Source organism: Flavitalea flava (genome assembly GCF_054461575.1).
In genome coordinates this window covers 1-23,937 of record NZ_JBTLQH010000070.1, presented here as the reverse complement: position 1 = coordinate 23,937, position 23,937 = coordinate 1, and the positions used below count along the sequence as shown (strand labels likewise).

Genomic DNA, 23,937 nt, shown 5'->3' with positions numbered 1-23,937 from the left:
GATATCGGTCAGCGGCGGTTCCGAAAAAACCCAGTTCTCTTTATCCGGCAATTTTTTTAACCAGGATGGTATTATCATTCACTCGAATTTCAAACGTTATTCTCTCCGGCTTAGTCTGGATCATAAGATCAGCGATCATTTCCGGGTCGGAACAACCATACTGGGCACCAATACCATTAATAACGGCATTCCTACGGGAGTGAACAGTATCGATGGCCCGGTGGTAACAGCCAATATATTGGGGGCAGCCCTTGGAGCTCCGCCCACTCTGTTACCGTATAAGGCAGATGGTTCCCTCTACCCTTTTTCGGATCAGTTTAACGGCCGTTACCGGGAAGTGACCAATCCGCTGGGATTGGCAAGAATCCTCAATCAGAATACCATCCGCCGTACCCTGGCCAATGTATATGTGGAAGCGAAGATCCTGGAAGGGCTGACCTACCGGGCTTCGTTTAATGCGGATATGTCCGGAACCCTGAACGATTATTATTCTCCTATTTCCATATTGGGGGCGGTAGAACGGAATGCCAGTTCCGGCAGCGCCATTAAGGGCAATGTGAACACCACCTCCCTTTTACATGAAAGTATCCTGACCTATACCCGCAGCTTTGGCGAACATGCTGTAAAAATTACCGGGGTATATGGATCGCAGAAAAATTTGTACAATACCAATTCCATTTCGGCCAGCGGTTTTCCCAACGATGCCACTACGGACGAGGCCCTTGGCCTGGCCATTAACCGGACCGTCTCCAGTTCCCGGAGCAAGGACCGCCTGGATTCATATATGGGTCGCGTCAACTATGGATATAAGAACAAATATTTTCTCGATCTGACGGCACGTTATGACGGGGCCTCCAAATTCGGGGAGAATAAAAAATACGGATTTTTCCCCGCTGCGGCAGGAGCCTGGCGTATCATCGAAGAAAATTTCATGAAAGATCAAAGCCTGTTCAGCGATTTTAAACTGCGGGGCAGTTATGGGATCACGGGTAATGCGGCCGCTATCGATCCCTATCAATCCCTGGCCCTGGTCGCCTCGGGCAGCAATTACCAGTTCAATCATACGTATACCGTCGGGATCAGCCCTACCGGGATTGCCAATAACGATCTGAAATGGGAAAGATCGCAACAGACCGATATCGGACTCGATCTGGGTTTTTTTAATAACCGCATTACCCTGGTGATGGATTATTACCAGAAGAAGACTACTGATCTTTTGTTCGTCAAAAATCTGCCGCTTTCATCCGGTTATACCGCCATCACCGGTAATTTTGCCGGCGTGGAGAACAAAGGGTTCGAGTTCGCCCTGAATACACGGATCCTGCAGGGTCCCCTGAAATGGGATCTCGGCGGTAATATCTCCGTTAACCGGAACAAACTGATCAGTCTTACCGGCGCCTTACAGGAATATGTCGTCAATCCGTATGTGGTGCTGAAAGTAGGACAGCCGCTTGGTGTATTTAAGACCTATGTATTTAATGGCATCTATCAGACGGGAGAAGTGATCCTACCCGGTTCCGGAAGCCGCACCGGTGGCGTAAAGGTGGCCGATCTGGATAAGGATGGTTCCATCACCGGCGCCGATCAGGCCATAACGGGCAATGCGAATCCAAAATTCATTTTTGGCTTCTCTACCAGTTTCCAATATAAAAATTTCGATCTCAGCGCCTTCGTTTCCGGCGTGCAGGGGAATAAAATTTATAATTTAAGCCGGTATACGTTTGAGAACGCCCTTGGACAACGAAATGTACTCGCAGGCTTGGCCAATCGCTGGTCAGCCACCAATCCGAATAATGAATTTGCCAGTGGTTTTCAAGGTGGACGTCTCCCGGTATCCGACCGTTTCGTGGAAGACGGATCCTTTATACGGCTGAAGAATGTGAGCCTGGGTTATACCTTGCCCGCCTTTAAAGGGATCAGCCGGATCCGTGTCTATGTCAGCGGGAATAACCTGGCCACCATTACCAAATACACCGGTTTTGATCCGGAAGTCAATTCCTTTGGCGGTTCCAATACCCAGGTAGGCGTAGATAACCTGGTTTATCCGACAGCCAGGACATTCCTGGCCGGTGTGCAGGTTAGTTTTTAATTCTATCTCCATCAACGTTAAAAGATCATTCATGAAACATACTAACAACATTTTCCGGTTCTATATAATCTGTTTGGCCCTGGCTCCCCTGTTTGCTTTTTTTGTTTCCTGCAGCAAACTAAAGGAAGTTCCCTATTCCTCCATTTTCACGGCTAATTTCTACAAGACGGCCTCCGATGCAGAAGCAGCGTTGACGGCGGCATATGGACCCATCGCCGATATGTATTTCACGGCGGCTACCTGTGCTTCCGACTGGAGCGCCGATCAGTCCTATCCCCGTCCGGTGGTCGGACGCAATACGCTCACGCTTTTTAATTACGATCCGAATTATACGACGCAAAAAAGTTTTAGCCGGCTCAATGAAGCGCCGCAGCAGATCTGGACCAGCTGTTACGCGGGGATAGAAAAAGCCAACTGGGTGATCGAAAAAGTACCTGCCACGAATATGGATACGGCCCGTCGGGCGGTGATCATCGCAGAAGCGCTTTATCTCCGCGCCTTTTATCATTGGATGCTGACAAAAAATTTTGGAGATGTGGTGATCAAGACCATTGCCAGCAGCGATCTGTCCAAAGCTATCATCGGTAAAAGCCCCCGGGCCGATGTCTACAAACAGATCTTTGCCGATCTGGACCAGGCTGTGGCCGTCCTGCCTTCCTACAGCACCACTATCCAGAAAGGCCGGCCTTCCAAAGAAGTGGCGCTGGCGCTTTATGCCAAGGCCGCGCTGTATTTCGAAAACTGGCCCCTGGCCTTATCAAAGGCCGGTTTGGTGCTTGGTTCCGGAAAATATTCGTTAATGCCCAATGTAACGGATCTGTATACGGTGACCAAAGAAGATGCCGCCCGTCAGGAAAATATGTGGGCCTACGAGTGCGAAAGCACCAGCCCCGGGCAAAGCAACCAGTTAATGGGGTTGTATGGTCCGAGGAACAGCGACGGCCCTGCCTATGGCAATTCTTCCTTTGGTTCCATCTTCGCCTACCAGGCATTTTTTAATTCTTTTAATCCTGCGGATAAAAGACGGCAACTACTCGATACGAATTATATCAATAAATCAGGACAGGTCGTGGCGCAAAAAAATGTAACGCCCATCACCCCGAATGGAGTGCTGATCAAAAAATACCAGGACCCGAATTCCATCGGCGGATCCAGCGCAGGGAATGTCCAGATCTTCCGGCTGGCGGATGTATACCTGATCGCCGCGGAAGCGGAGGCCCGGCAGAACGGAGGCAGTTCCGCGGCTTACGGTTATATTAAAGCGGTCCGGGATCGCGCCGGTCTGCCCGATCTTACGCCGGGTCTGTCAGGAGATCAGTTTGTCGATTCCGTACTACAGGAGCGTAGCTGGGAATTTTTTGGCGAAGGGGATCGCTGGTATGATCTTACCCGGACCGGTACCTTCCTGACCGTGATCCCTGCTGCGGTGAACGATGTCTATCCAATCAGAACGCCTTTGGCCAAACATAAATATTTTCCAATTCCCCTGGATGAACTCAATGCAAACCCATTGCTGGAACAAAACCCCGATTGGAAGTAATGGAAGTAATAGATGAAAATAAGAGGAAGAAGAGGACGAAGAAAATGCCGAAGATAATGCGGATAAACTTTTTAATAACGATCATTTTATGGACATGTTCAGTGGCGGCCTTAGCCCAGGTTCCGGAAAAAAAGCTGCCGGTCAAGTCGGATGCAGACACCCTTTTCATCCCGGGAGCAATCCTTACGTGTAATATCCGCTATGGAAATGCCGATCCAAAACAAAATTTTGATCTGTACTATCCGTCAGCTTCCACGCGGCAAAAGGTTCCGGTTATCATCTGGATCCATGGAGGCGGATGGTGGACGGGGGGTAAAAAGAATATGGAAGTTCCCTACCTGGTCAGTCATGGTTATGCCATTGCCAGCATCGCCTACCGCTTCAGCCAGGATTCGGTTTTCCCGGCGCAGATCCGGGATTGTAATGCGGCCATCCGCTATATCCGGGACCATGCTGCCGAATTAGGTTTGGACACTGCGCGTTTTGTGGTGGCAGGTGCTTCGGCAGGAGGGCATCTGGCCTCCCTGGCCGGAATGAGCGCCAACAATCATATACAGGCCTTTTATCCGTACCCTTTGAAAAAAGCTTCATCGAAAACGCTAATAGGACAAGCTGCCGTTTCGCAGATTTCCATAAAAGCAGTCATCAATTTTTATGGACCCGGGGATTTTTATGCCTTTCATGGAGATGGACCGGCTTACAAAGTGGACTCCGTGAGTTCTTCCGTATCCCGTTTGTTAGGGGCTTCGCCGCTGGTCCGGCCCGATCTGGCCAAATGGGCAAGTCCGGCAACCTATGTCGATAAGAACGACCCTCCGGTACTTATCCTGCATGGTGACAAGGATCCCATTATCCATTACTGGTTGGGAGAATTGTTCTATAATGTGCTGCGGACATCCGGAGTAAAGACAAGTTTTGTAACCCTGGCCGGAGCTGGCCACGGAGGACCGGCTTTCTCCGATGCGGAAAGCCAGCAAAAAGTGCTTGCATTTTTAGAAGAAGTATTAAAAAAGAAATAAGGAACCTATCAAAATACCGGCAACACATGAAAAGAAGAACAACCAACCTATTCCTTTTTCTATCAGCTGTTTTATTTTTATTACAGACCCAGGGGATGTATGCACAACAGGTTCAGGCATCGGGCAGGATCAATACTTCGCTAAATGGAGAATGGACCTTTGCCATGGACCCGGTACAATCCGGGGAACAGGACAAATGGTTCGCGCAGGAATTTCCATCCGCAAAATTCGATAAGGTAATCGTACCGCATTGCTGGTCGGTGGACAAACGTTGGGAATTTTATACGGGGAAGGCCTGGTATTTCAAACGTTTTGCCGGGGCAGTTGGAGCGGGCGGGAATTCCGCACCTACAGGCAACGGCGCGGCTGCACCAACCGGCATGCATCAATTCATGCATTTCGATGCGGTCTTTTATAAGGCCAGGATCTGGCTGAATGGTCAACCCGCCGGAGAACACGAAGGCGGTTATACGCCCTTCGAACTGGAGGTTACCGGCAAACTGAAAAACGAAAATGTACTGGCGGTGGAAGTTGATAATTCCTGGGATACGACAACCATACCCGGCGCCAAAACACCGGTGAATTATGAACCGGCGAATGCCGCACAGTTATATCCCTGGATCAATTATGGAGGGATCACCCGCAGCGTCAGTCTTATTTCCAGACCCGGCGTTTATATCCGGAATATAAAAATCACCACCGATCCCGATCTGAAAAAAGGTCCGGCGCAGATCCGCATCGTTGCCTGGCTGGCCAATCTTTCCGGGGCCGCCGGAAGGGCGGTTGTCCATGCACGTGTTTTGCGCGAAGGAATAGTTAATAAGAAACCGTTTAAGGAAGTTCGCATCGATCTTCCATCCGGCCTGGGCGATAGCGTGGTTTTCGAAACGCAGCTTTCCTCCAACGAAGTAACCCTTTGGGACCAGGATCATCCCCGTCTTTACCGGGCTGAAGTGAGCATCGAAACCCAAACCGGGGCCGATACCCTGGCCGCCGCATTCGGCATACGCAAACTGGAGCTTGCCGGTAATAAATTGCTGCTTAACGGCGAGCCCATAAAAATGGGCGGCGCCAACCGGCCGATGGATCATCCGGATTTTGGATCCATGGATCCCGAAGTCGTATTGGAAAAAGATCTGGGTATGATGAAGAGCGGTTGTATGGAATTGTCCAGGGTCAATCATTATCCCATTACGGAGGCCATGTTAAATTGGGCCGACAGGAACGGCATGCTGTTCATTGAAGAAGCCGGTAACTGGCAGATGACGCCCAAACAAATGGCTGATCCGCTGATGCGCCGGAAGTTCGAAACCCAGATGAAAGAAATGGTAGAGCGGGATTGGAACCATCCCTGCCTTTTTGCCTGGTCGGTAGGGAATGAATTTCAATCCCAGACAAAGGAAGGCAAGGATTGGGTGAAAGATATGGGGCATTTTACGCGCACCATGGATCCTTCGCGTTTCATAACGTTTGCCAGCATGATGGTAGGAAGGGACAATATAAAGGTCCCGGAAGACGAGGCTTCCAATTGGGTCGATTTTATCAGCATCAATATGTATGGCAATTATCTGAAGAACCTGCAGCATGTCCATTCGGTTTATCCCGGCAAGGCTGTATATGTCAGTGAATTCGGGATCAGGGCCGATGGGGTAAAGGATGAAAATGCCCGGGTCGAACATTTACAAACCGCTATGGCCGCCTTTCGCCAATGCGACTATGTGATCGGCGCCAATATCTGGACCTTTAATGATTACCGCAGCCGTTTCCCCGGAACCAATGCCAATGGTTATCGCCCATGGGGACTGATCACACCGCAACGTGAACCCCGTGGTATGTATACGGCCTGGCAGGAGGAATTTGCTCCGGCGACGCTCACCCTGGTTAGCGGCAAAGAAGGGACCGGAGCAAAAGACGGACAAGGCGGTCAAAGCGGACAAGGCGGTCAGCTGATCATACGGGTTACTGCACGCAAAGATTTTCCCGCCTATACCCTGAGAGATTATTCGCTCCGGTATGCTGGAAAAATCCTGCCCTTGCGAACGCTTAGACCGGGAGAAAGCCAGGAGGTAATTATCGGACTGCCCTCGTCGACCAATGCGATTGAACTGGTTAAACCAGGAGGTTTTGTTATTCTGAAGTGGCAAGCTGTAAGCGAAAAATGATAAATAACAATCTGTAAGATAAAAGCAGGTCCGTAAGATAACAGCCGGTCTGTAAGATAAAAGCACAAACATATATCCTAAAATAGACAGTAGTATGATCAGATCATCCGTTCAACCTATGCGGTCTTTCCCAAACATAACCCACGAAGCAGATCTTGTCGTGGTTGGAGGAGGGCTCGCCGGTGTCTGTTGCGCGATCACGGCAGCCCGGGAAAATATTCGCGTCATCCTGGTACAGGACAGACCGGTGTTGGGGGGGAATTCCTCCAGCGAAGTAAGATTGTGGGTATTGGGGGCTACCTCGCATATGGGTAATAACAATCGTTGGGCCAGGGAAGGAGGAGTCATCGATGAATTGCTGGTGGAGAATACCTATCGTAATCCCGAAGGCAACCCCGTGGTCTTCGATATGATCCTGCTGGACAAGGTGTCGGCGGAATCCAATATTACCCTTTTACTGAATACGGCCGTTCACGAAGTCATTAAAAAGGAGGAGGGTTCCATCCATGCGGTCCGGGGGTTTTGCAGCCAGAACCAAACGGACTATGTATTGAAGGCCCCTTTATTCTGCGATGCCTCCGGCGATGGCGTGGTAGGTTTCCTGTCAGGCGCCGCCTTCCGGATGGGCGCAGAAGCTGCGGAAGAATTCGATGAAAAATTTGCGCCCTCCGCCGATTATGGTGAACTGCTGGGACATTCGCTCTATTTTTATACCAAGGATACCGGCAGACCGGTGCGTTTTGTACCGCCGGCCTTTGCGTTGGAAGACATTACAAAAATCCCGCGTTTCCGGAGTTTTAATACCAAAGAATATGGCTGCCAGCTCTGGTGGCTGGAGCACGGCGGAAGACTGGACACGGTTTACGATACCGAACAGATCAAATGGGATCTATGGAAAGTGGTCTATGGGGTTTGGAATTATATCAAGAACTCCGGTAATTTTCCCGATGCCGGAAACCTCACGCTGGAATGGGTGGGTATGATCCCCGGCAAAAGAGAAAGCCGGCGTTTTGAAGGCGATTATATGTTGAAACAGCAGGATATCGTGGAGCAGCATTCCTTCGAAGATGCGGTAGCTTATGGCGGATGGTCTATCGATCTGCATCCTTCCGACGGCGTGTTCAGCGAAAAACCAGGATGCAACCAATGGCATAGCAAGGGTATTTATGAAATCCCTTATCGCTGTCTGTACAGCAAAAATATCGGCAATCTTTTTTATTCCGGAAGACTGATCAGCGCCACCCATATCGCCTTTGGTTCCACCCGGGTAATGGGGACAGGCGCCTATCTGGCACAGGCAGTGGGGATGGCGGCTGTGCTTTGCCGGCAGCATGGGTTGCTGCCCCGGGATCTGACCGAGAAAAATTATATTTCCTTATTGCAAAAAGAATTACGAAGGTCGGGGCAGTTTATTCCCGGCAAACAATTGACCGACGAAAAAGATCTTGTCCGTTCAGCGCAGATCTCGGCCTCCGGCAGTCTGGTATTGGAAGAATTACCCGAAGGTGATCTTTGGAAGGATCTGACCTTATCAACGGCCCAATTGTTACCCCTGAAATCCGGAAAGGCCCCGGAATTGACCATTCATCTCTATGCGGAAGAGCCTACGGAACTGGAAGCGGAACTAAAGATCAGTAGCAAGGCTGGCAATTTTACACCGGATATCAGCCTGGAAAAAAAGAAGTTCTCCTTGTCCAAAGGGCGGCACCAGCTAAGGTTGTCGTTCACATCGGATATTCCGGCGGAGGGTTATGCCTTCATCTGTTTGTATAAAAATGAAAAAATAAAACTGGCTTTTTCGCCGAAGCGGATCACGGGCATCCTTTCCGTGTTCAACCTGGTGAATGAAGCCGTATCTAATTATGGGCGCCAGGTGCCTCCCGCCGATATTGGTATGGATGAATTTGAATTCTGGTGTCCGCAACGCAGACCCGAAGGATTGAATATTGCCATGCAGATCAAACCGGGGTTGGATGTATTCGGTCCGGAGCAGATCCTGAATGGGATCGCCAGGCCTACCGTTCGCCCCAATGCCTGGGTTGCCAATCCGATAGATCCCCATCCTACGCTTCAACTGAATTGGATTAAGGCCGTAACCATCCGACGCGTGATCTTAAAATTCGATACCGATACCGATCATCCGATGGAATCCGTACTGATGACTCATCCGGAATCCATTATGCCCTTCTGTGTCCGTAACTTTGTCATTTATGATGATCAGAAGAACATCCTTTATCGAAAAGAAGGCAATTACCAAACCATACAGGTGATCGATTTGGCCCAACCGGTCACGACCAAACAACTGACCATTGCCGTCGAACATCCATCGTCCGAAACCCCTGCTGCCATTTTTGAAATTCTTTGTTATGCTTAGATTCCCTTTGTTCTCCCGGATCCCGCTGCACGTTTGTCTTCTTGTCCCGGTACTTTTATGGCTACTGCTGCAAATTAGTTTGGCAGGGTTTTCCAGGAATGTCCCTGCTCTGAGCGGCAGGAAGGATGAGGATTCGCTCCGGTTAGGCAATGAACAGATCCGTATAGTATGGGCCCATACGGCACGGGGTTGGGAGATAACGAGGGTACAGATTCGGGCGGGAGGGGCAGGAAGGGTAGCCGGAGCAGTTGGAAATGGAGGAGTTGGAGGAGATTGGCAAAATGCTGGCATTCCTTCCGGTGAATATACCTTGTTATATGCCACTGAGCGGCCTTCCACTACCCACCAGGAAACTTTTCGTACAGTGACGGGCATGCCTTTTCCCGATACGGTTTATAAATACCAGATACATATCTGGGATGAGGCGACTTCACCCGTGGCCATGAATACGGCTGGGCAGACCATTTATTTTTATCCCGAAAGCGGGAAGGTCACCGGTGTAAAGGCCACCAGGGGAAAGACCACGACTTCCTCCTCCCTGCGGTTTACACAGGAGACCGAAGTAGCTACCATTACTACGGAATGGAGTCTTGATCCGGAATATCCAACAGATATAAAAATCAGACATAAGCTGGTTCCCAAAAAAGCGGGCTATTTTTCTTTGGCAAGCCCGTCCCTGGTTTCGGTGGCAGAAAAAGATCTGGCATGGGCGACGGTGCCCGGGTATTTTCAAGGGAATACGGTAAACCCCAATTTTGTCCTGGCATATGCCTATGGACAGGGTATTCCCGAAAGACCGGTAATTTTCAGGGAACGTTGCGCCAGCACTTTGTCTCCCATCATCAGTTCCAAAGAAGGGGTATCCTTGTCCGTTATCCCCGATCCCGGTTTGGGCAGAAACCCCTGGGCAAAGGATCATTATACGCATCAGGACTGGTTGATCGGTCTTTCCCATATGAACAGGAGGGCGCAGTTGTCGCCAACTGTTTATTACCCTGTGCTGGGAGAACCATCCTCCGCGTTGAAACCCGGTCAAACGGTGAGTTATGGGTTCCGGTATAGTCTCCAAAATGGCGATTGGTTCCAATCCCTGCATCATACCGTTAATGATATTTATCAATTCAGAACGACATTGGATCTGCGTCATAACCGCCAGTCACTGAGCAACCGGATGAACGGCATGCTGAATTATCTCGCCGATTCCCGCACCGCTCTTTGGAGGGTGGAAGAATATAAGGGGATGAAAATTGGAGCCCAGTCATACCTGGGTGGGGTCGTCGGTTCGAATCACGATGCCATGAAGAATTCGGATTACGGAGCCATGTGGATGGTCGCCTCGATGACCGGCAACCCCTGGTTCCGCGACAGTATCCTGCCCTATGCCCTGAATTTTAAATTGCAGCAACAACAAACGGATACCGGGTTTTTCCAGGGCGCGGCGATAGGCCAGTACTACCTGTCCAAAACAAAGAAGTTTGTGGAAGAGTGGGGGACCTTTGTCGAACCCATCAGTCTTACCTATTATACGATGCTGGACTTAGGCAATGTGCTGTTATTCGAACCGGACAATGCCCCATTGAAGGAACGCCTGCGGCTGGGCGCCGAATCGCTGTTACGCTGGCAGAAACAAGATGGTAGTTGGAATGTGGCTTATGACAGGCATTCCTTACAGCCGCTGTTCACCGATCTGCAGGATTTGCGGCCGACCTTTTATGGTCTGCTTGTTGCCTACCGGATATTGAAAGACCAAAAATACCTGGATGCAGCCAAAAAAGGTGCCGATTGGTTCATTACCAACGGCATCGACCAGGGGCATCTCATCGGAGTCTGCGGCGATGCCCGTTATGCACCCGATTTTGCCACGGCGCAATCCGCACAAACGCTCCTGGATCTTTTTGATCTTACCGGAGAACCACGTTACCGGGAGGCGGCTATCCGGGCTGCAAAAATTTATACCGCGTCCATCTATACGCAACCGGTAGCTTCCTCCGAACCGCGTACCGTTAAAGGTGTTCCAAGACAGGACTGGGAGATCAGCCAATCCGGGCTAAGTTTTGAACATGGCGGTATTATCGGTTCTGCGAACGGAGGGGGGCCTATTCAATTATGTAGTCATGCGGGTTTGTTCATCCGGATGTTCCGGATAACCGGCGATTCTTTGTTTGCGGATATGGCCAGGGCTGCAGCGATAGGCAGGGACGCTTTTGTGGACTCAGCTACCAGTGTGGCTTCTTATTATTGGAATGCCATGAACAAGGGCGCCGGCCCCTATCCCCATCATGCCTGGTGGCAGATTGGCTGGATCACGGATTATCTGCTGGCGGAAGCGGAGTTGCGATCCGGCGGTAAGATCGTTTTCCCGAGAGGTTTTGTGACGCCGAAGGTGGGACCGCATCAGACCTATGGTTTTGCCCCCGGTTCGATCTATGGTGATCGTGCTGATTTGTTGGAACGCGAAGGCCTGGTCGGCCAGGATAATCCCGATGTGGAAGTGGTCACCGCTCTGGCAACCGATAAACACCGTTTGTATATTTTATTATTGAACGACCGCAAAGAAATCATGAAGACGGAAGTAAAGTTGGATATGAGTAAATTGGAGGCGGGTAAGAGACTGCGTGTGGTGAAGATCTCCCGGGTAGATCAACCGGATGTGAAGGATCCGAAAAGCCCGAAGGGCGGAAGAGGCGAGGGTAATGGAGCCAGTGAACGTACGGGAGTGAATGGGAGCGGCGGCTTGCAGGTGACATTGAAGGGCTATGGTCTGAATATATGGGCGGTGGATTTTGAATAAACAGATTTTGATGAATAGGTTTTGATTCAGTAGCGTTTGCATAAACAGAGCAGTATGGGACAATTGGATATCGTAGTCATGGTGGTATTTGCGGTGATGATCTTTGCGATCGGACTGATCTTTACCCGGGTGGGGAGCAAGAATGGTCAGGCCTTCTTCGAGGCCGGCGGAGAGACTCCCTGGTGGATCAACGGTCTGTCTTTGTTCATTAGTTATTTTTCCGCGGGTACCTTTGTTGTTTGGGGATCGATCGCTTATAAACATGGCCTGGTGGCCAACTCCATACAACTGACGATGGCGGTGAGCGGTTTGCTGACAGCCCTTTTCATCGCGGGCAAGTGGAAGAGAACGGGGGCACGTACCGCCGCCGAATTTATCGGCAAACGGTTTAATACGGCTACGCAACAGTTCTATACCTATCTGATACTTTTGCTGAGTTTGTTCAATACCGGCGCGGTGCTCTATCCCGTAGGTAAAATGGTCAGTGCTGCCACACCCCTTTCCCTGAATACCTGTATCGTGATCATCGGCATTATCATTGTGTTATATACCGCGGCAGGAGGTCTTTGGGCTGTGCTCGTGACGGATGTCGTACAATTTGTAGTCTTGCTGGCTGCCGTGCTGATTGTCGTACCTGCGGCCTTTAAAGAGGTACATGGCGTAGAGGGTTTTCTCAGCAAGGCGCCTCCTGATTTTTTTCATTTTTTCTCCGAAGACTATACCTTGGGATTCATGCTGGCTTTTATCGTTTATCAGACGGTCTACATCGGCGGTAACTGGAGTTATGTGCAACGGTATACCAGTGTTGCTACCGAACGAAACGCCAAAAAAGTGGCCTATCTCTTCGGCGCGCTTTACCTGGTAAGTCCTTTTATCTGGATGCTGCCTCCGATGATCTTCCGTGTCATTAATCCCGGGCTGTCCGGATTGCAACCCGAAAACGCCTATATGCTTTTATGTCAGCGGGTGTTGCCGGCGGGATTGATCGGTCTGGTTCTTTCCGGTATGATCTCCGCCACTTCCAGTAAGGCCAATACCACGATCAATCTGGCGGCTACTGTTTTTGCCAAGGATGTTTATTACAAATTATTACGTCCTCAGGCTTCTGAAAAAGAACAGATCCTGGTTGGGCGTCTATTCACCCTCGTTTTTGGTGTATGTACCATTTTGGTGGCGATCGTTATTCCCCGCGCCGGAGGAATCGTAGAGGTAGTGCTCAGTATCGCCTCGATTGCAGGGAGTGCCTTATTTGCACCGATCATCTGGTCGCTTTATTCCAAACGCCAGATCGCCTTTTCCGTGGTGACGGTCACCATCGTTGCGCTGACCATCAATCTTTTTTTCAAGTTTGTAACCCCTTATGCCTTTCAGTTCAAATTAACCCGGACCTGGGAAACCGTTCTGGGTGTGGGGATACCGCTGATATTGCTGGCGGCTTTTGAATGGGGGTTGGGGAGGAGAAAGATGGCTTCGGTTGGCGAGGAAGGCGATTTTTCTGTTTACGGTGGGGAAGATGAGGCTAAAGGATCCTTTTCCGGAGGAACAACAGTCGTGCCTGCTGTCAATGGGGCGGGAGTTCCGCATATTTCACCAGAAGAAAAATCCTTGCAGCACGATAGTGCCAATCAGCAGAATAAATTCGGCGTGACCGTTATTGCCTGGGCGATCTGTTTTACCGGGGCAGGTATTTTGCTCCTGGGTATCCTGGCAAAGGGTCAGCCGGTAGTTTGCTGGGTAGGTGGAGGTATTGTGCTGGCGGGAGTGTATACGGTTAGGGCGGCGGGGAAGTATGGGAGGGGATAGAGGGGGATTAACCGGGAAATGTGCCAATTATAAATGCTTCATTTTAAGTGTTCTAGGTCAAATTAGCATCCCTTTGCGGGTTTGGTATTTATAGAATATCTTTGATGAAAATGAGCATATGTCAGGTGCTGTAAAAATATTGCCTTATTATACATATGTCGATTATGAACACTGGGAAGGCCACTGGGAATTGATCGAGGGAATTCCTTATGCTATGAGCCCCTTGCCAGTTCCCAAACACCAGCGTATTGCGGCCAGGCTTACAACAGAATTTTCGGTTCAATTTCGGAATTGTAATGCCTGCACGGTGTATCAACCTTTAGATTACCATGTAGCAGACGATACCATTCTACAACCGGACATGTTAATCGTTTGCAAAGAAATAACAAAGAAGTTTCTTGATTTTCCTCCGGAATTGGTCTCAGAGATTTTATCTCCCGCCACTGCTTTGAAAGACAGGCATAGTAAATTTTCTATTTACGAAGCCCAGGCCATTCGCTACTATTTAATAATTTCTCCCGAAACTGAAGACGTAGAAGTGTATGAACTGGAAAATAAAGTCTATGTTCTTAAGAAAAAAGGGAAAGACTTTTCTTTTGATTTTTCTTTCGCAACATGCAAAGCTGCTGTTGATTTTAAGGAAATCTGGTAGCTTCAGACGACTCCCTACCGGTTTGATCCACTCATTTCAAAAAGAGCCAAAGTACTGCTGGGAGAATTTCCTTTCCTGCGAATTGTATTGATAGATGATAAATCGACTAAGCTGGATTTGGCGGTATGAATCCCTCTAACCAGCATTCGGACTTTCCCTTTTTTTTAATATTTTTACATAATAGTCAAATACATTGGATTCTTATGTATATTCGTAAAAAGAAACCGGTCTGCCTATTGCCCATCCCTACGCTAAATCACACTTATATGCAATTTGAAAAGATCCTCAATACCGTGTATTCATTCGGAGCGGCCGTTGTCATATTCGGGGCATGGGGCAAACTCGAACACAAGGATTTTGGGTCCGCAGCCCTGACTGTGGGTCTGTTGACCGAAGTCGCCATTTTCTGTGTGTATGGACTAATGGAATGGCGCAAAAAAAGCCTGCCGGAAGGATTGGAGACTTCAGAAACTATGTTTCGACCCAAAGAGGACCTGGCGGTGAAGACCGCAGCAAACCTGATGGGGCCGGTGGCAGGGATGGTTACGGGGGTAGAGATGAAGGAATTGACCAATACTATGAAACAAACGAATCAGATCCTGTCTAAAGTATTCAGGACGGAAGGTGCAGGTAAATGAAGCGTTAAATCTAGCGTTAAATCAAGAGTGAAATCAACAGGATTTTATATATTTATTCCTTATGGTATACTCTTCAGAATTATTAAAGGGTACATTAAAGACGGTCGTTTTGAAATTGTTAGCCGATAACAAAAAAATGTATGGCTATGAGATTACACAAAGGGTAAAGGAATTGACGCAGGATAAGATCCAGATCACCGAAGGTGCACTTTACCCAACTTTACATGCGCTGGAAGCAGATGGGCTTGTAACAACGGAAACGGAATATATCGGCAAACGTGTACGGAAGTATTATAGCCTGAGTCCGGCCGGTAAAGTGAAGACCAGGGAAAAAGTGAAAGAGCTGGCTTCCTTCATGCAAACCATGGGCTTTTTGCTGGATATATCCCTTAAGCCATCCTAAACCATTTTACATGTACTTCCTCAGCGATGATCAGGTAGACTTTATTTCAATGGATATCCGACGGCATGGCATAGAGATCGAAAGCCTGCAGCAGAGCCTCCTGGATCATATATGTATACTTATCGAACAGAACCTGGAACAGGATGGGGATTTCCACGCCTATTATAACCAAACGATCACGACCTTTTATAAACAGGAACTCCGGGAGATCGAAGAGGAAACGCTCTTTCTGATCAACCACAAGGGGCCCGGTCTGCTGCTGTCCAGGAACGTATTTTTCCTTCTTTTGTTTACGATCTTCATTGGTCCTTTTATAGGGTGGGATATTTCCTGGATGTTTTCATCTAACCAGGTGCAGGATTTAATTCATGGCCAGGCACATGGGTTATATCTGCCGCTTTATATTTGGGGGCCTACCGTTACCTTTTCCCTTTTTCCCCTTTTGGTATTATTCGTTCTTTTCCTGACTCCAGATCGGTTTGATCCACTCATTCCGAAAAAGGCCAAAGTACTATTGGGAGGATTTCCTTTCCTGCGAATCGTATTGGTGGATGATAAATCGACTAAGCTCGATTTGGCGGTATGAATATTTTACAAATAATTTAATTAATGGCTGACCGCGATCAGCGGATATGGCATCAGCCTGTATTCCGGTACCGGTATGCTTTCAGGAGCAGCCGTTCCTGGGTATTGAAAAAGGACGGTGCATTGATGCGCCTCCGGATGATAGGCCTGGACAATAGCAGAACCTGCTGGTTTATGGGTAGTGTCCAATACAATGACCTGCTGGCCGGGTGAAAATTTCATACCCTTAAAGTATAGCATTTCCGGTGAATCGCAAATGCAACTTATGAACAGCCTGTGCATATTTGGGGTAAAGCTGACAAACGCCATTCCCGGGTGAGGAATAGAAAATGCTAACAGGTTCACCATCAGGTATAAATGAAAACCGGATGATATAAGGGAAAGTTATATTTGTTGAAAAAATGTGAATATATAGCCTTGACCCAAGCTTGTTCTTTTTTATTGGTAGAGTGTTTTTAGACATTGAAAACTTATTCCAAATCTTTCCTAAGTAATAAACTATAATTATCGGCGGTTCAGGCTACCTGCTTCTCATCTGCCGTTGTCACCGCTTGTTGAAAAGACAACTGGCCTCTGTTCAGCAGCCACAACCGTTTTAACAATGCGGCGGTAGTGGTTTGTAACCGGCAGTAGCTACCATCTTCCCCGTAAAAGGAAAAACCCAGTTTTTGCTGGAAACGGATCGAGTGCGTATTAAAAAGATTGGAAATAGCGTAGACCTCGGTATGATCGGGATGTAAAGCCGTCTCTGTCTGCAAAAGGTCATAGGCCCGGACAAGCAGCCGAAGCAATGTTATTTTTGGCGCTGTTTTATTTAGTTGAAAAGAGCGGATCAGAACATGCCCCGGTTCTTCCAGGCTATACCGAAAATAACCTTGCAGAATGTGGTTATCATAACAACAGACCACATGCTGCAAATCGGGATGGTAGTTGAAAATATCCATGCGGACAAAATCTTCATTAAACTGTTGTCCATTCCGCTGCAGAAGCGGGGCCATATTGGATCTGTCCAGGGCGATTATATCTTCAATAACCTGTTGGGTCAGAACCGTATGAGTGGTGGAAAGGGTTAAGGGGGGTAGGTGCATGTTTAAATATAAGGAAAAAGAATACAGGATCCCAGCAAAAAAATATTTGGATTATTAAAATTATATCTTATATTTGAGGTCTAATAGAGCCGCAAAATAAAATTTGAATAAAATAAAGATATTTCGCGCCTACGTTCGACCACAGACCATCTGATCATTATTCCTGCAGGCCAGCAGACAAGGCCGGCTGCAGGGGAGCAAGTGTCTCTATTTACCGTGTTAAGAATAGATGATGGTCACTTTTTTTTTTGAACCTTTTCGTTGTTCCAAAGACAAACCCTGCTTTATGCAGGGTTTGTTGTTTTAGTTTACTACGCTTAGCGGCTTTACGGACTGCAAATTGATAAAAACCCCTAATGATAGAGCCTGCGTGCGAATCGGTAAATAGGGTGTTTTTCCCGTTTTTACGGGGCAGGGGTGGCTGTACTTTGCTGGAATAATTAAAAGTTTATGATGCGATATTCCTGCTTTACTATTGCCCTCGTTCTGGCTCTTAGCTGTTTTAACGGAAGCGCAGTTGGTCAGTCTTCGAATGCTGCTGCAAACGATCCATCATCCGGGAATCAGGATCCAGCACCGGAAAAGCCTACCATCAGCGGGATCCGGTTGGACCTGAATGGAAAAGGTTTTCAGGACCCGCTGCCTTTTGATATTCCGTTTAAGATCGTCGGAATAAAATATGATCCTGCCCTGATATCCATCCGGTTTGCCTATAAAAAAGGTACGCTTAAAAAAGAAAATTTTGCGGAAGGCGATTATCTGGAGCCTCCCTGGATAAATAATTTTGATCAGGAACTCCCCTTTTCACTCAGAGCTTCGACTCCTTTGGCTCCCAATTCCACGTATACTTTTATTTTTAAAATACAGCGGAAATTAAATGACGCGGAAACCGGCACACTAAAAGGGCTGATAGCAGATCAGATCCTGACACTTCTGAAAAAGAGGCTGGAAGGACGGATGAATTTCGAGCTTACCAAAAAGGAGATCGATGATGCCGGAGAGCTGGTCATATCGTCCCTTGGTCTTAGTCTTAAACACAAGGATCTGGCAATAGACAGAGCCGGGCTGAAGGATAATTATTATCCGTTGATGAAGGCTTCTTTATTCGGTCTGACAGATCTGTATAATACCAACTTTCATGATCCCTTGGTGGAACTACAGGGCAATATGCAATTTTTTACCCTGGCTCTCGATAATTTGGATAAGGTGTCCATAGAAAAAGGATTTAAACCGACCGATGATTTTGTCAATCTTCAATCCAGTCTGAAGGATCTGTCCCATTTCACCGAAAAAATGGACCCGGAAGATCCTTTAAAAACGGCAGAACTGAATGCTCTTCTTAAGACCTTGCAAAAAGGAATCGAAAGCATAAAGGAGACCATAGCTCCTAAATCCGATCTGTATAAAAAAGAAGCGCCGGAGATCCTGGATATGTTCCAGGATCTTCAACGGAAGTTGCTTTTGTATAAGAATGGATCAGAAGCCGGTAAAGAAGCGGTCGATAAATTTTCTACGGATCTTACCAATGCGCTGGTAAAAATTATCTATGCCGATTTGATCATCAGCGAAAATAATATCGGCAGCTATTCTATAAGTTCAGGTTATTACCTGAGCATGGATATCGGGGTGGCCTTTTTCCCAACTATCGGCAGAGCATCTCCTTATTTGGCAACCAATATATACTTAAGACCGGTTAATAAGGAAAGACATATTTACAGCGGGGATTATAATTTTTTTCGCAGTTTTTCCTTTATGGTTGGGGTAAGTTTTGTCAGTATTGGGCAGACAGGCCGGAGGGATAATCTGCTGGGCGGGTCGTTTAATTTACTGGCTGGAGCGGGGTATCGGGTAACTGATTATATCCGGCTCAACGGAGGATGGCTGATTTTCAAAAACACCAATACCAATCCCCTGGTTGAAACCCAAAAGTTAGGGACGAACGGCTTTTTCTCCATTTCTTTCGACTATGATATAAGTTCTGTTTTCAAAAGCCTGTTTAGTCCACCGACAATCAAAACCGAATAAAATAATAATATATGCCATTTAACCTTTCTTCAGTTACGACTGATCCGAATCCTGTCGGTTTACCCGGCAGCTGCACTCTTTCCTACAAGATCGATGGGACTGCCGGTATCCAACTGGATATTTCATATGTCTTAAGCGATCACAACAATATCGTTTATACACCATCCGGCCTTAAGACAGCACCCGGGAAGCCGGTGACGCTTACGGGTGCGACCGAAGACATCTCTCAACTTCTGAAGTTTAAAGAACTGGGCGGGAACCAGCAGGCTTCTTTTTTTGTAACTATCCGGGCTACCAACAAATCCAATGGCGCGACAAAGACGCAGCCTGTTCAAATCACCATTTTATGAACAAACATCTGAAAATTACGGTATCCCTTTTTGCAGGGCTTCTTTGCCTGGCGGATTGTAAAGAGGTTAATCTTCCATTAACCGAAATCATCCACTTCGTCAATCCCGGTGAGGAAACTCTCGCCGCCGATAATTTCACGACCCTGAAGGTTACGGCAGTTATCCCACACGATGCGAGTGCTGCCAATCGTTCGATCAAATTTACGACCGATGCCGGACAGTTCTCCAACGATAGCAATGAGATAACCGAAATTGTCGATGATGCCGGTGAGGCTTCCGTCTATTTTCATGCCGACAAAGCCGCAAAAGCGACGATAACGGCGACCGTATCTACTTTTTCGGTGACAAAAACGGTGAATTGTACGGCTGTCGATATTTCCAGTCTGATCAGGTTCGATAATTTTGATAAAGATTCACTGGTAGCGGATAATCTCACCGAACGGGTCATCGATCTGGTCATCGATAAAAATACGCCGCAGAACCAAAGACAAGTTGCACTGACAACGGATCTGGGCTCTTTTACCAATCAGCAGCAAACAATCACCATCGTGGCTGGTTCAGACGGAACTGCTAAATCCGCTATTAAATCCGATATGCCTGGAACTGCCAATATTACGGCTGTTTGCCATGGTTTCACTACGGCCACGACGCTGACATTTATCGCGCCGGATCCGGATGCCATCGTCCGGTTTGCCGATGGCCAGATAAGAACTGTACCCGCGGATGGTGTTACAACGCTGGACATCAAGACTCTCATCAACAATAATACAGTTGCAACGCAACGAAAGGTGACTTTCGCCACCGATCAGGGTACATTTTCCAACAGTCAATCCACGCAGGAGGTTACGCCGGATGCTAAAGGCTTCGCTGTGACCACGCTTAAAAGTGCAGTAGAAGGAACGGCATCTGTGACGATTACTCACCGTAATATAACGAGGACCATGGCATTCACCTTTACCAGGGCCTATCCGGACGGAATTGCCCTAAATTCCGACTTTACCATTAATGCCGGTATTGGTAATAAAATTACCATACAGGCACAGCTGATCCGCAGTATTGGAAAATCAAGTCCCGGAATCGGGATCCTATTTACGGCTGCAGACAATATGGGGCATACCTTGGGTCAGTTCAAAAATGCAATACTGAGCAGTACGGATGGCCTGGCTTCGATAGACTTCTCCGCCGGTTCAGGCAGTTACCGGGGGCCTGTGACGATTACCGCAGTGGTAAAGGACATGCCGGCAGTTACGGCGAGCATGGTGGTGACGGTGGTGGATTGATTAAGCCAGCAGACAAGGCCGGCTGCCTTATGCTCCGTAGATCGCCACATATTTTTGGGTCGTGAGCAGTATATCCAAATTATTTCTTTTCAGGTCCTGCTTCAGAATGGGCAGCAGCCCCGGTAGATCGATCGATGTCTGCTCGGCCAATAGGGTCAGCGTTTCAATGTTGAAAATATTTAAGGAGTTGGCCAGCGTGATCAGGGTGAACAGATCGACCTCCTCCTCGCCTTGGGTAAAGAAGGGAAAAAATCCCATCGTCGCCATCTTTTCTGCCGTCTTCTGCAGTTCCTCTTCCGGGCAGGCGGAAAGGGCACTATATTCATAATACTCCCGGATCATATCGTCATAGACTTCCGTAACCATCCGGTTCGTTTCGCGGATATCCGGATCCAGACTACAGATGAGATCAATGGCCTCGCTGATAAGCTGTGCCACTTCAAAATCATCGTCTCCGGTATGGGCATAATGTTCCAGGAACAATGCCTTATTTTCGGGTGACCAGGAGTCTGAAAAATAACTGTAGGTAAGCTGCCGGTTGACGGAAAAAATTATGCAGGTGGGAAAGCCGTTATCGAAAGACCTGAAATTTTCAAGTGTACCTTTTCCCTGAAAAACGGGCAGGTTATCGATATTCGGAAAAGACATGATAACCCGGTAATAGTCATTCCCTATTAATCTTACCAGGTTCTTATAGGCAAACAGGTGTTTGGGGATGGAAGCAGTTGGGACCGGTACCCAAAACAGCACCCGGGGACCGTTTATGTCTATATAGGCAGGCAATTTATACACCCGGAAATATTCACGCTGTTTCAGGCGGGAAGTAAAGGTGGCGGGCCCGGTCGCGAGAACTTCCTGGTATAGGGCATTCAGTTGCTCATCCCCCTTGGCCACCACATCTTTCGGGGTGGCAATATTGATGACCTGCTTTATTTTGGATAAATCCAGGATGTCTTTTTCAAATAGGTCTATATAGGCCGGATCGAGAGTTTCCAATGCCTCGCATCTTTCGGTAAAATAAGTATATACCAGTTCCATGACGGCGTCATTACCATAACCCTCTTTGTACAGGGCAGCCATCCAACCCACATCATTGAAAAAATAGCTTCGCATAAACTGAAGGAAAAGGTTCGGATCCGAAAATTTCGTATTCTTCCGCGTCAACACTGTCCATATATTTTTGATGAACAGGTAACCAACGAGATAAGGGCTCTTTATATAGGACAAGGGCGAAAGCAGCAGTGCCTTTTTTCGTTCAAGCCCTACCGGCAATTCCAACCGCATCCGGTAAAGAAAAGGAGTATAGTTTTTTTCGACAGCAGCTATACCTTGCTGGCCGACCTCCACCTGTGTAAGATTGGAATAGGCAATACTGGTGAAGATCAGGTGCTGGGGCACAGCCTCCGTTGGTGAGGGGCAGCTGTCGTATTCGGCGAACAGGGCTAATCCTTCGGTTATTGGGTTAAGGATATGTAACAGGAAGGTATAGCGGATATCATCCGTATTCAGTTTGTCGATCTGGGCCGGGGTAACAGGGCCACCGCTAAGGGTACGTTGTGCATCGGCCAGGGTTTGCATGCGAAGAAAAAAAAGCGAATTGCCGACGATGGAATTGAAGCACCAGTGATGCGTAGCTTCATGTATAAAAGAGAAATAGATCTCAGGCGGATATTTTTGGCCCAGGAATACATTGGTGAAACTTTCCGTATTGGTAGTGCTGACAAACGCGTTATTGGTGAGAAAATCGACCCAGCTTTGTTGGAGATTCATTTTTCCAGGATTTTGCTGATATTCTCCAACATATCCTTAAAGTCCCTGATGTCCTCCGACCCATCATTATCCGCTCCCTTATTACTCCCTTCTTTTTTATTTCCGTCTATTTTTTCGATCGTTACCTTATAGCCGTCCTGGGTTTCCAGGTAATAGACCAGTTTGTCTTTGTTCTTCGTTTTACGGTTCCGTAGCCAGACCGCCAGCGCCGATAAGGCCAGTGAAGTCACCTGAATCGTAATGTACAAGGCAAAGGCAAGCTCGTTGTTTTTTTCTTTGATGGCATCATATTGCGCCGCGATTTCAGGAGTCATTTCCGGGTTCGTCTTCTCATATTCTTCCAGGAAGGACAAGTAATCGTAGCGGGACAGGCCCGAAATGGTTAATTGCATATTCCTAATTTAATACTTAAAATTATATTTTGCAAGAAAAGCAATTGATGTAAATCTGGAAGAATAGGAAATAAATCCGGGAGAATAATAATTTTAGGAAGCAACCTGAGAATGCAATAATTCATTTTTGACCTCCGTCAAGGATTTACCTTTGTGACCTAGTACGAAATTTTTATATTGGGGGTACATTCTTTCAACCGCAGCTAATCCTTCATCCACGAATAGGGCGTAAGCAAGGATTTTAATCGATGCTTCCAGATTCTTTTTATATTTAGCCCTTTCCATGATCGTAAAATTTATAATATATTTTTCAAAATCAGTACTAATCGATTAGTACTGATTTGAAGATTAATTTGCGTGTAAATTATTGATTATTAATATTTTGTATTTTTATTGTCAATTGTACTTCCCTCACTTTTCCATCAACCTCCCACAGCTGGATCCTGTCTGCGGATAATGAGATGCTGTATAAACAATTGTTCAATTCGAATAAGCATCCCACTTAGGATAAGAACTGTTATGAAGAGGAGATGATAAGTAGTTGCTCAAATTACTCTTTATTGCCAAAAAGATAAACAACTAATTATCAATTAATTGCCATTAATGGATATGTCAATAGTAATAATTGAATTAAACTGATTTTTAGCGTATCTTCGCATTAGGAAACGCCTTTATTGCTTTGAAGCTCTATGTTCTACATAGAAGATTATTAGAAGCCGTAGGGGCTTTTCTATTTTTATAACTTTTTTCTGACAATTATACAGATTAACTAAACATCATCCCCAGATTCTACTGTCTTTGAAGAAGGAATAAATAACCAATGTCTATAGGGCTGAAAAAAAATGTTTTGATATTCGCCATCTAACCCTGTAGTAATTCCTATATTAAAATTGGCTCTTTATATCACTCCCCTAAAATCGGACCATCGGGTTAGTTAAAAAGAATTTCTTAATTTTAACTATCTCAAGATGAAAAA

19 protein-coding genes are annotated in these 23,937 nt (G+C 47.3%); 14 read left to right on the top strand and 5 right to left on the bottom strand.

The genetic code is table 11. The annotated features are described in order from the left end of the window. The 11 genes from ACX0G9_RS30165 to ACX0G9_RS30115 form a co-directional block, all read left to right on the top strand. The coding region (locus ACX0G9_RS30165; protein WP_459068713.1) for a SusC/RagA family TonB-linked outer membrane protein at positions 1–2,089 on the top strand (2,089 nt) is incomplete at its 5' end. A 31-nt stretch (positions 2,090–2,120) separates the two neighbouring features. Continuing rightward, entirely contained in the window at positions 2,121–3,629 is a 1,509-nt protein-coding gene (locus tag ACX0G9_RS30160) for a RagB/SusD family nutrient uptake outer membrane protein (RefSeq protein ID WP_459068712.1), read from the top strand. Next, positions 3,629–4,648 carry an alpha/beta fold hydrolase gene (locus ACX0G9_RS30155; RefSeq protein WP_459068711.1) on the top strand — a complete coding sequence of 340 codons (1,020 nt, stop codon included), beginning with the start codon at positions 3,629–3,631 and terminating at the stop codon, positions 4,646–4,648. Before ACX0G9_RS30160 ends, ACX0G9_RS30155 begins: the two co-directional genes overlap by 1 nt. Positions 4,649–4,674: 26 nt before the next feature. Beyond that, positions 4,675–6,810 carry a glycoside hydrolase family 2 protein gene (locus ACX0G9_RS30150; protein ID WP_459068710.1) on the top strand — a complete coding sequence of 712 codons (2,136 nt, stop codon included), beginning with the start codon at positions 4,675–4,677 and terminating at the stop codon, positions 6,808–6,810. Positions 6,811–6,904: 94 nt separating this feature from the next. Then, a complete protein-coding gene (locus tag ACX0G9_RS30145; protein ID WP_459068709.1) occupies positions 6,905–9,184 on the top strand; it encodes an FAD-dependent oxidoreductase in 2,280 nt (759 codons plus the stop codon). Further along, positions 9,177–11,975: a glycerophosphoryl diester phosphodiesterase gene (locus tag ACX0G9_RS30140; RefSeq protein ID WP_459068708.1), complete on the top strand. Its 2,799-nt coding sequence runs from the start codon at positions 9,177–9,179 to the stop codon at positions 11,973–11,975. Before ACX0G9_RS30145 ends, ACX0G9_RS30140 begins: the two co-directional genes overlap by 8 nt. A gap of 54 nt (positions 11,976–12,029) precedes the next feature. Further along, a complete protein-coding gene (locus ACX0G9_RS30135; protein ID WP_459068707.1) occupies positions 12,030–13,778 on the top strand; it encodes a sodium:solute symporter family protein in 1,749 nt (582 codons plus the stop codon). Between the two features lie 118 nt (positions 13,779–13,896). Next, the gene (locus tag ACX0G9_RS30130) at positions 13,897–14,430 is read left to right on the top strand and encodes a Uma2 family endonuclease (protein WP_459068706.1); all 534 of its coding nucleotides are present in this window, start codon (positions 13,897–13,899) and stop codon (positions 14,428–14,430) included. A 266-nt stretch (positions 14,431–14,696) separates the two neighbouring features. Next, on the top strand, positions 14,697–15,068 hold the full coding sequence (locus ACX0G9_RS30125) for a GldL-related protein (RefSeq protein WP_459068705.1): 372 nt from the start codon (positions 14,697–14,699) through the stop codon (positions 15,066–15,068). Positions 15,069–15,129: 61 nt separating this feature from the next. Further along, entirely contained in the window at positions 15,130–15,471 is a 342-nt protein-coding gene (locus ACX0G9_RS30120) for a PadR family transcriptional regulator (RefSeq protein ID WP_459068704.1), read from the top strand. 10 nt (positions 15,472–15,481) lie between these two features. After that, positions 15,482–16,057, top strand: coding sequence for a hypothetical protein (locus ACX0G9_RS30115; protein WP_459068703.1), 576 nt, complete (start codon positions 15,482–15,484; stop codon positions 16,055–16,057). Positions 16,058–16,077: 20 nt separating this feature from the next. On the opposite strand, the gene ACX0G9_RS30110 is transcribed toward ACX0G9_RS30115, so the two are convergent. Further along, positions 16,078–16,278 (bottom strand): hypothetical protein, encoded by a 201-nt coding sequence (locus tag ACX0G9_RS30110; protein ID WP_459068702.1) that lies wholly within the window; start codon positions 16,276–16,278, stop codon positions 16,078–16,080. A 293-nt stretch (positions 16,279–16,571) separates the two neighbouring features. Then, entirely contained in the window at positions 16,572–17,144 is a 573-nt protein-coding gene (locus tag ACX0G9_RS30105; protein ID WP_459068701.1) for a hypothetical protein, read from the bottom strand. A gap of 450 nt (positions 17,145–17,594) precedes the next feature. Between ACX0G9_RS30105 and ACX0G9_RS30100 the strand changes: the two genes are divergently transcribed. Genes ACX0G9_RS30100 through ACX0G9_RS30090 form a run of 3 tightly spaced genes read left to right on the top strand, consistent with a single transcriptional unit; the run spans position 17,595 to position 20,799 of the window. Beyond that, a complete protein-coding gene (locus ACX0G9_RS30100; RefSeq protein WP_459068700.1) occupies positions 17,595–19,169 on the top strand; it encodes a hypothetical protein in 1,575 nt (524 codons plus the stop codon). An 11-nt stretch (positions 19,170–19,180) separates the two neighbouring features. Beyond that, complete coding sequence (locus ACX0G9_RS30095) at positions 19,181–19,519, top strand: hypothetical protein (protein ID WP_459068699.1); 339 nt, start codon at positions 19,181–19,183, stop codon at positions 19,517–19,519. After that, positions 19,516–20,799 (top strand): hypothetical protein, encoded by a 1,284-nt coding sequence (locus tag ACX0G9_RS30090; protein ID WP_459068698.1) that lies wholly within the window; start codon positions 19,516–19,518, stop codon positions 20,797–20,799. The genes ACX0G9_RS30095 and ACX0G9_RS30090 overlap by 4 nt, the downstream gene beginning before the upstream one ends. Positions 20,800–20,826: 27 nt before the next feature. Here ACX0G9_RS30090 and ACX0G9_RS30085 read toward each other — a convergent pair whose 3' ends face one another. The 3 genes from ACX0G9_RS30085 to ACX0G9_RS30075 all read right to left on the bottom strand — a co-directional run bounded on the left by ACX0G9_RS30085 (position 20,827) and on the right by ACX0G9_RS30075 (position 23,246). Beyond that, the gene (locus ACX0G9_RS30085; RefSeq protein ID WP_459068697.1) at positions 20,827–22,569 is read right to left on the bottom strand and encodes a hypothetical protein; all 1,743 of its coding nucleotides are present in this window, start codon (positions 22,567–22,569) and stop codon (positions 20,827–20,829) included. Then, complete coding sequence (locus tag ACX0G9_RS30080) at positions 22,566–22,961, bottom strand: hypothetical protein (protein ID WP_459068696.1); 396 nt, start codon at positions 22,959–22,961, stop codon at positions 22,566–22,568. Before ACX0G9_RS30080 ends, ACX0G9_RS30085 begins: the two co-directional genes overlap by 4 nt. 93 nt (positions 22,962–23,054) lie before the next feature. After that, positions 23,055–23,246, bottom strand: a complete 192-nt coding sequence (locus tag ACX0G9_RS30075; protein ID WP_459068695.1) for a hypothetical protein — start codon at positions 23,244–23,246, stop codon at positions 23,055–23,057. Positions 23,247–23,937: the final 691 nt, after the last annotated feature.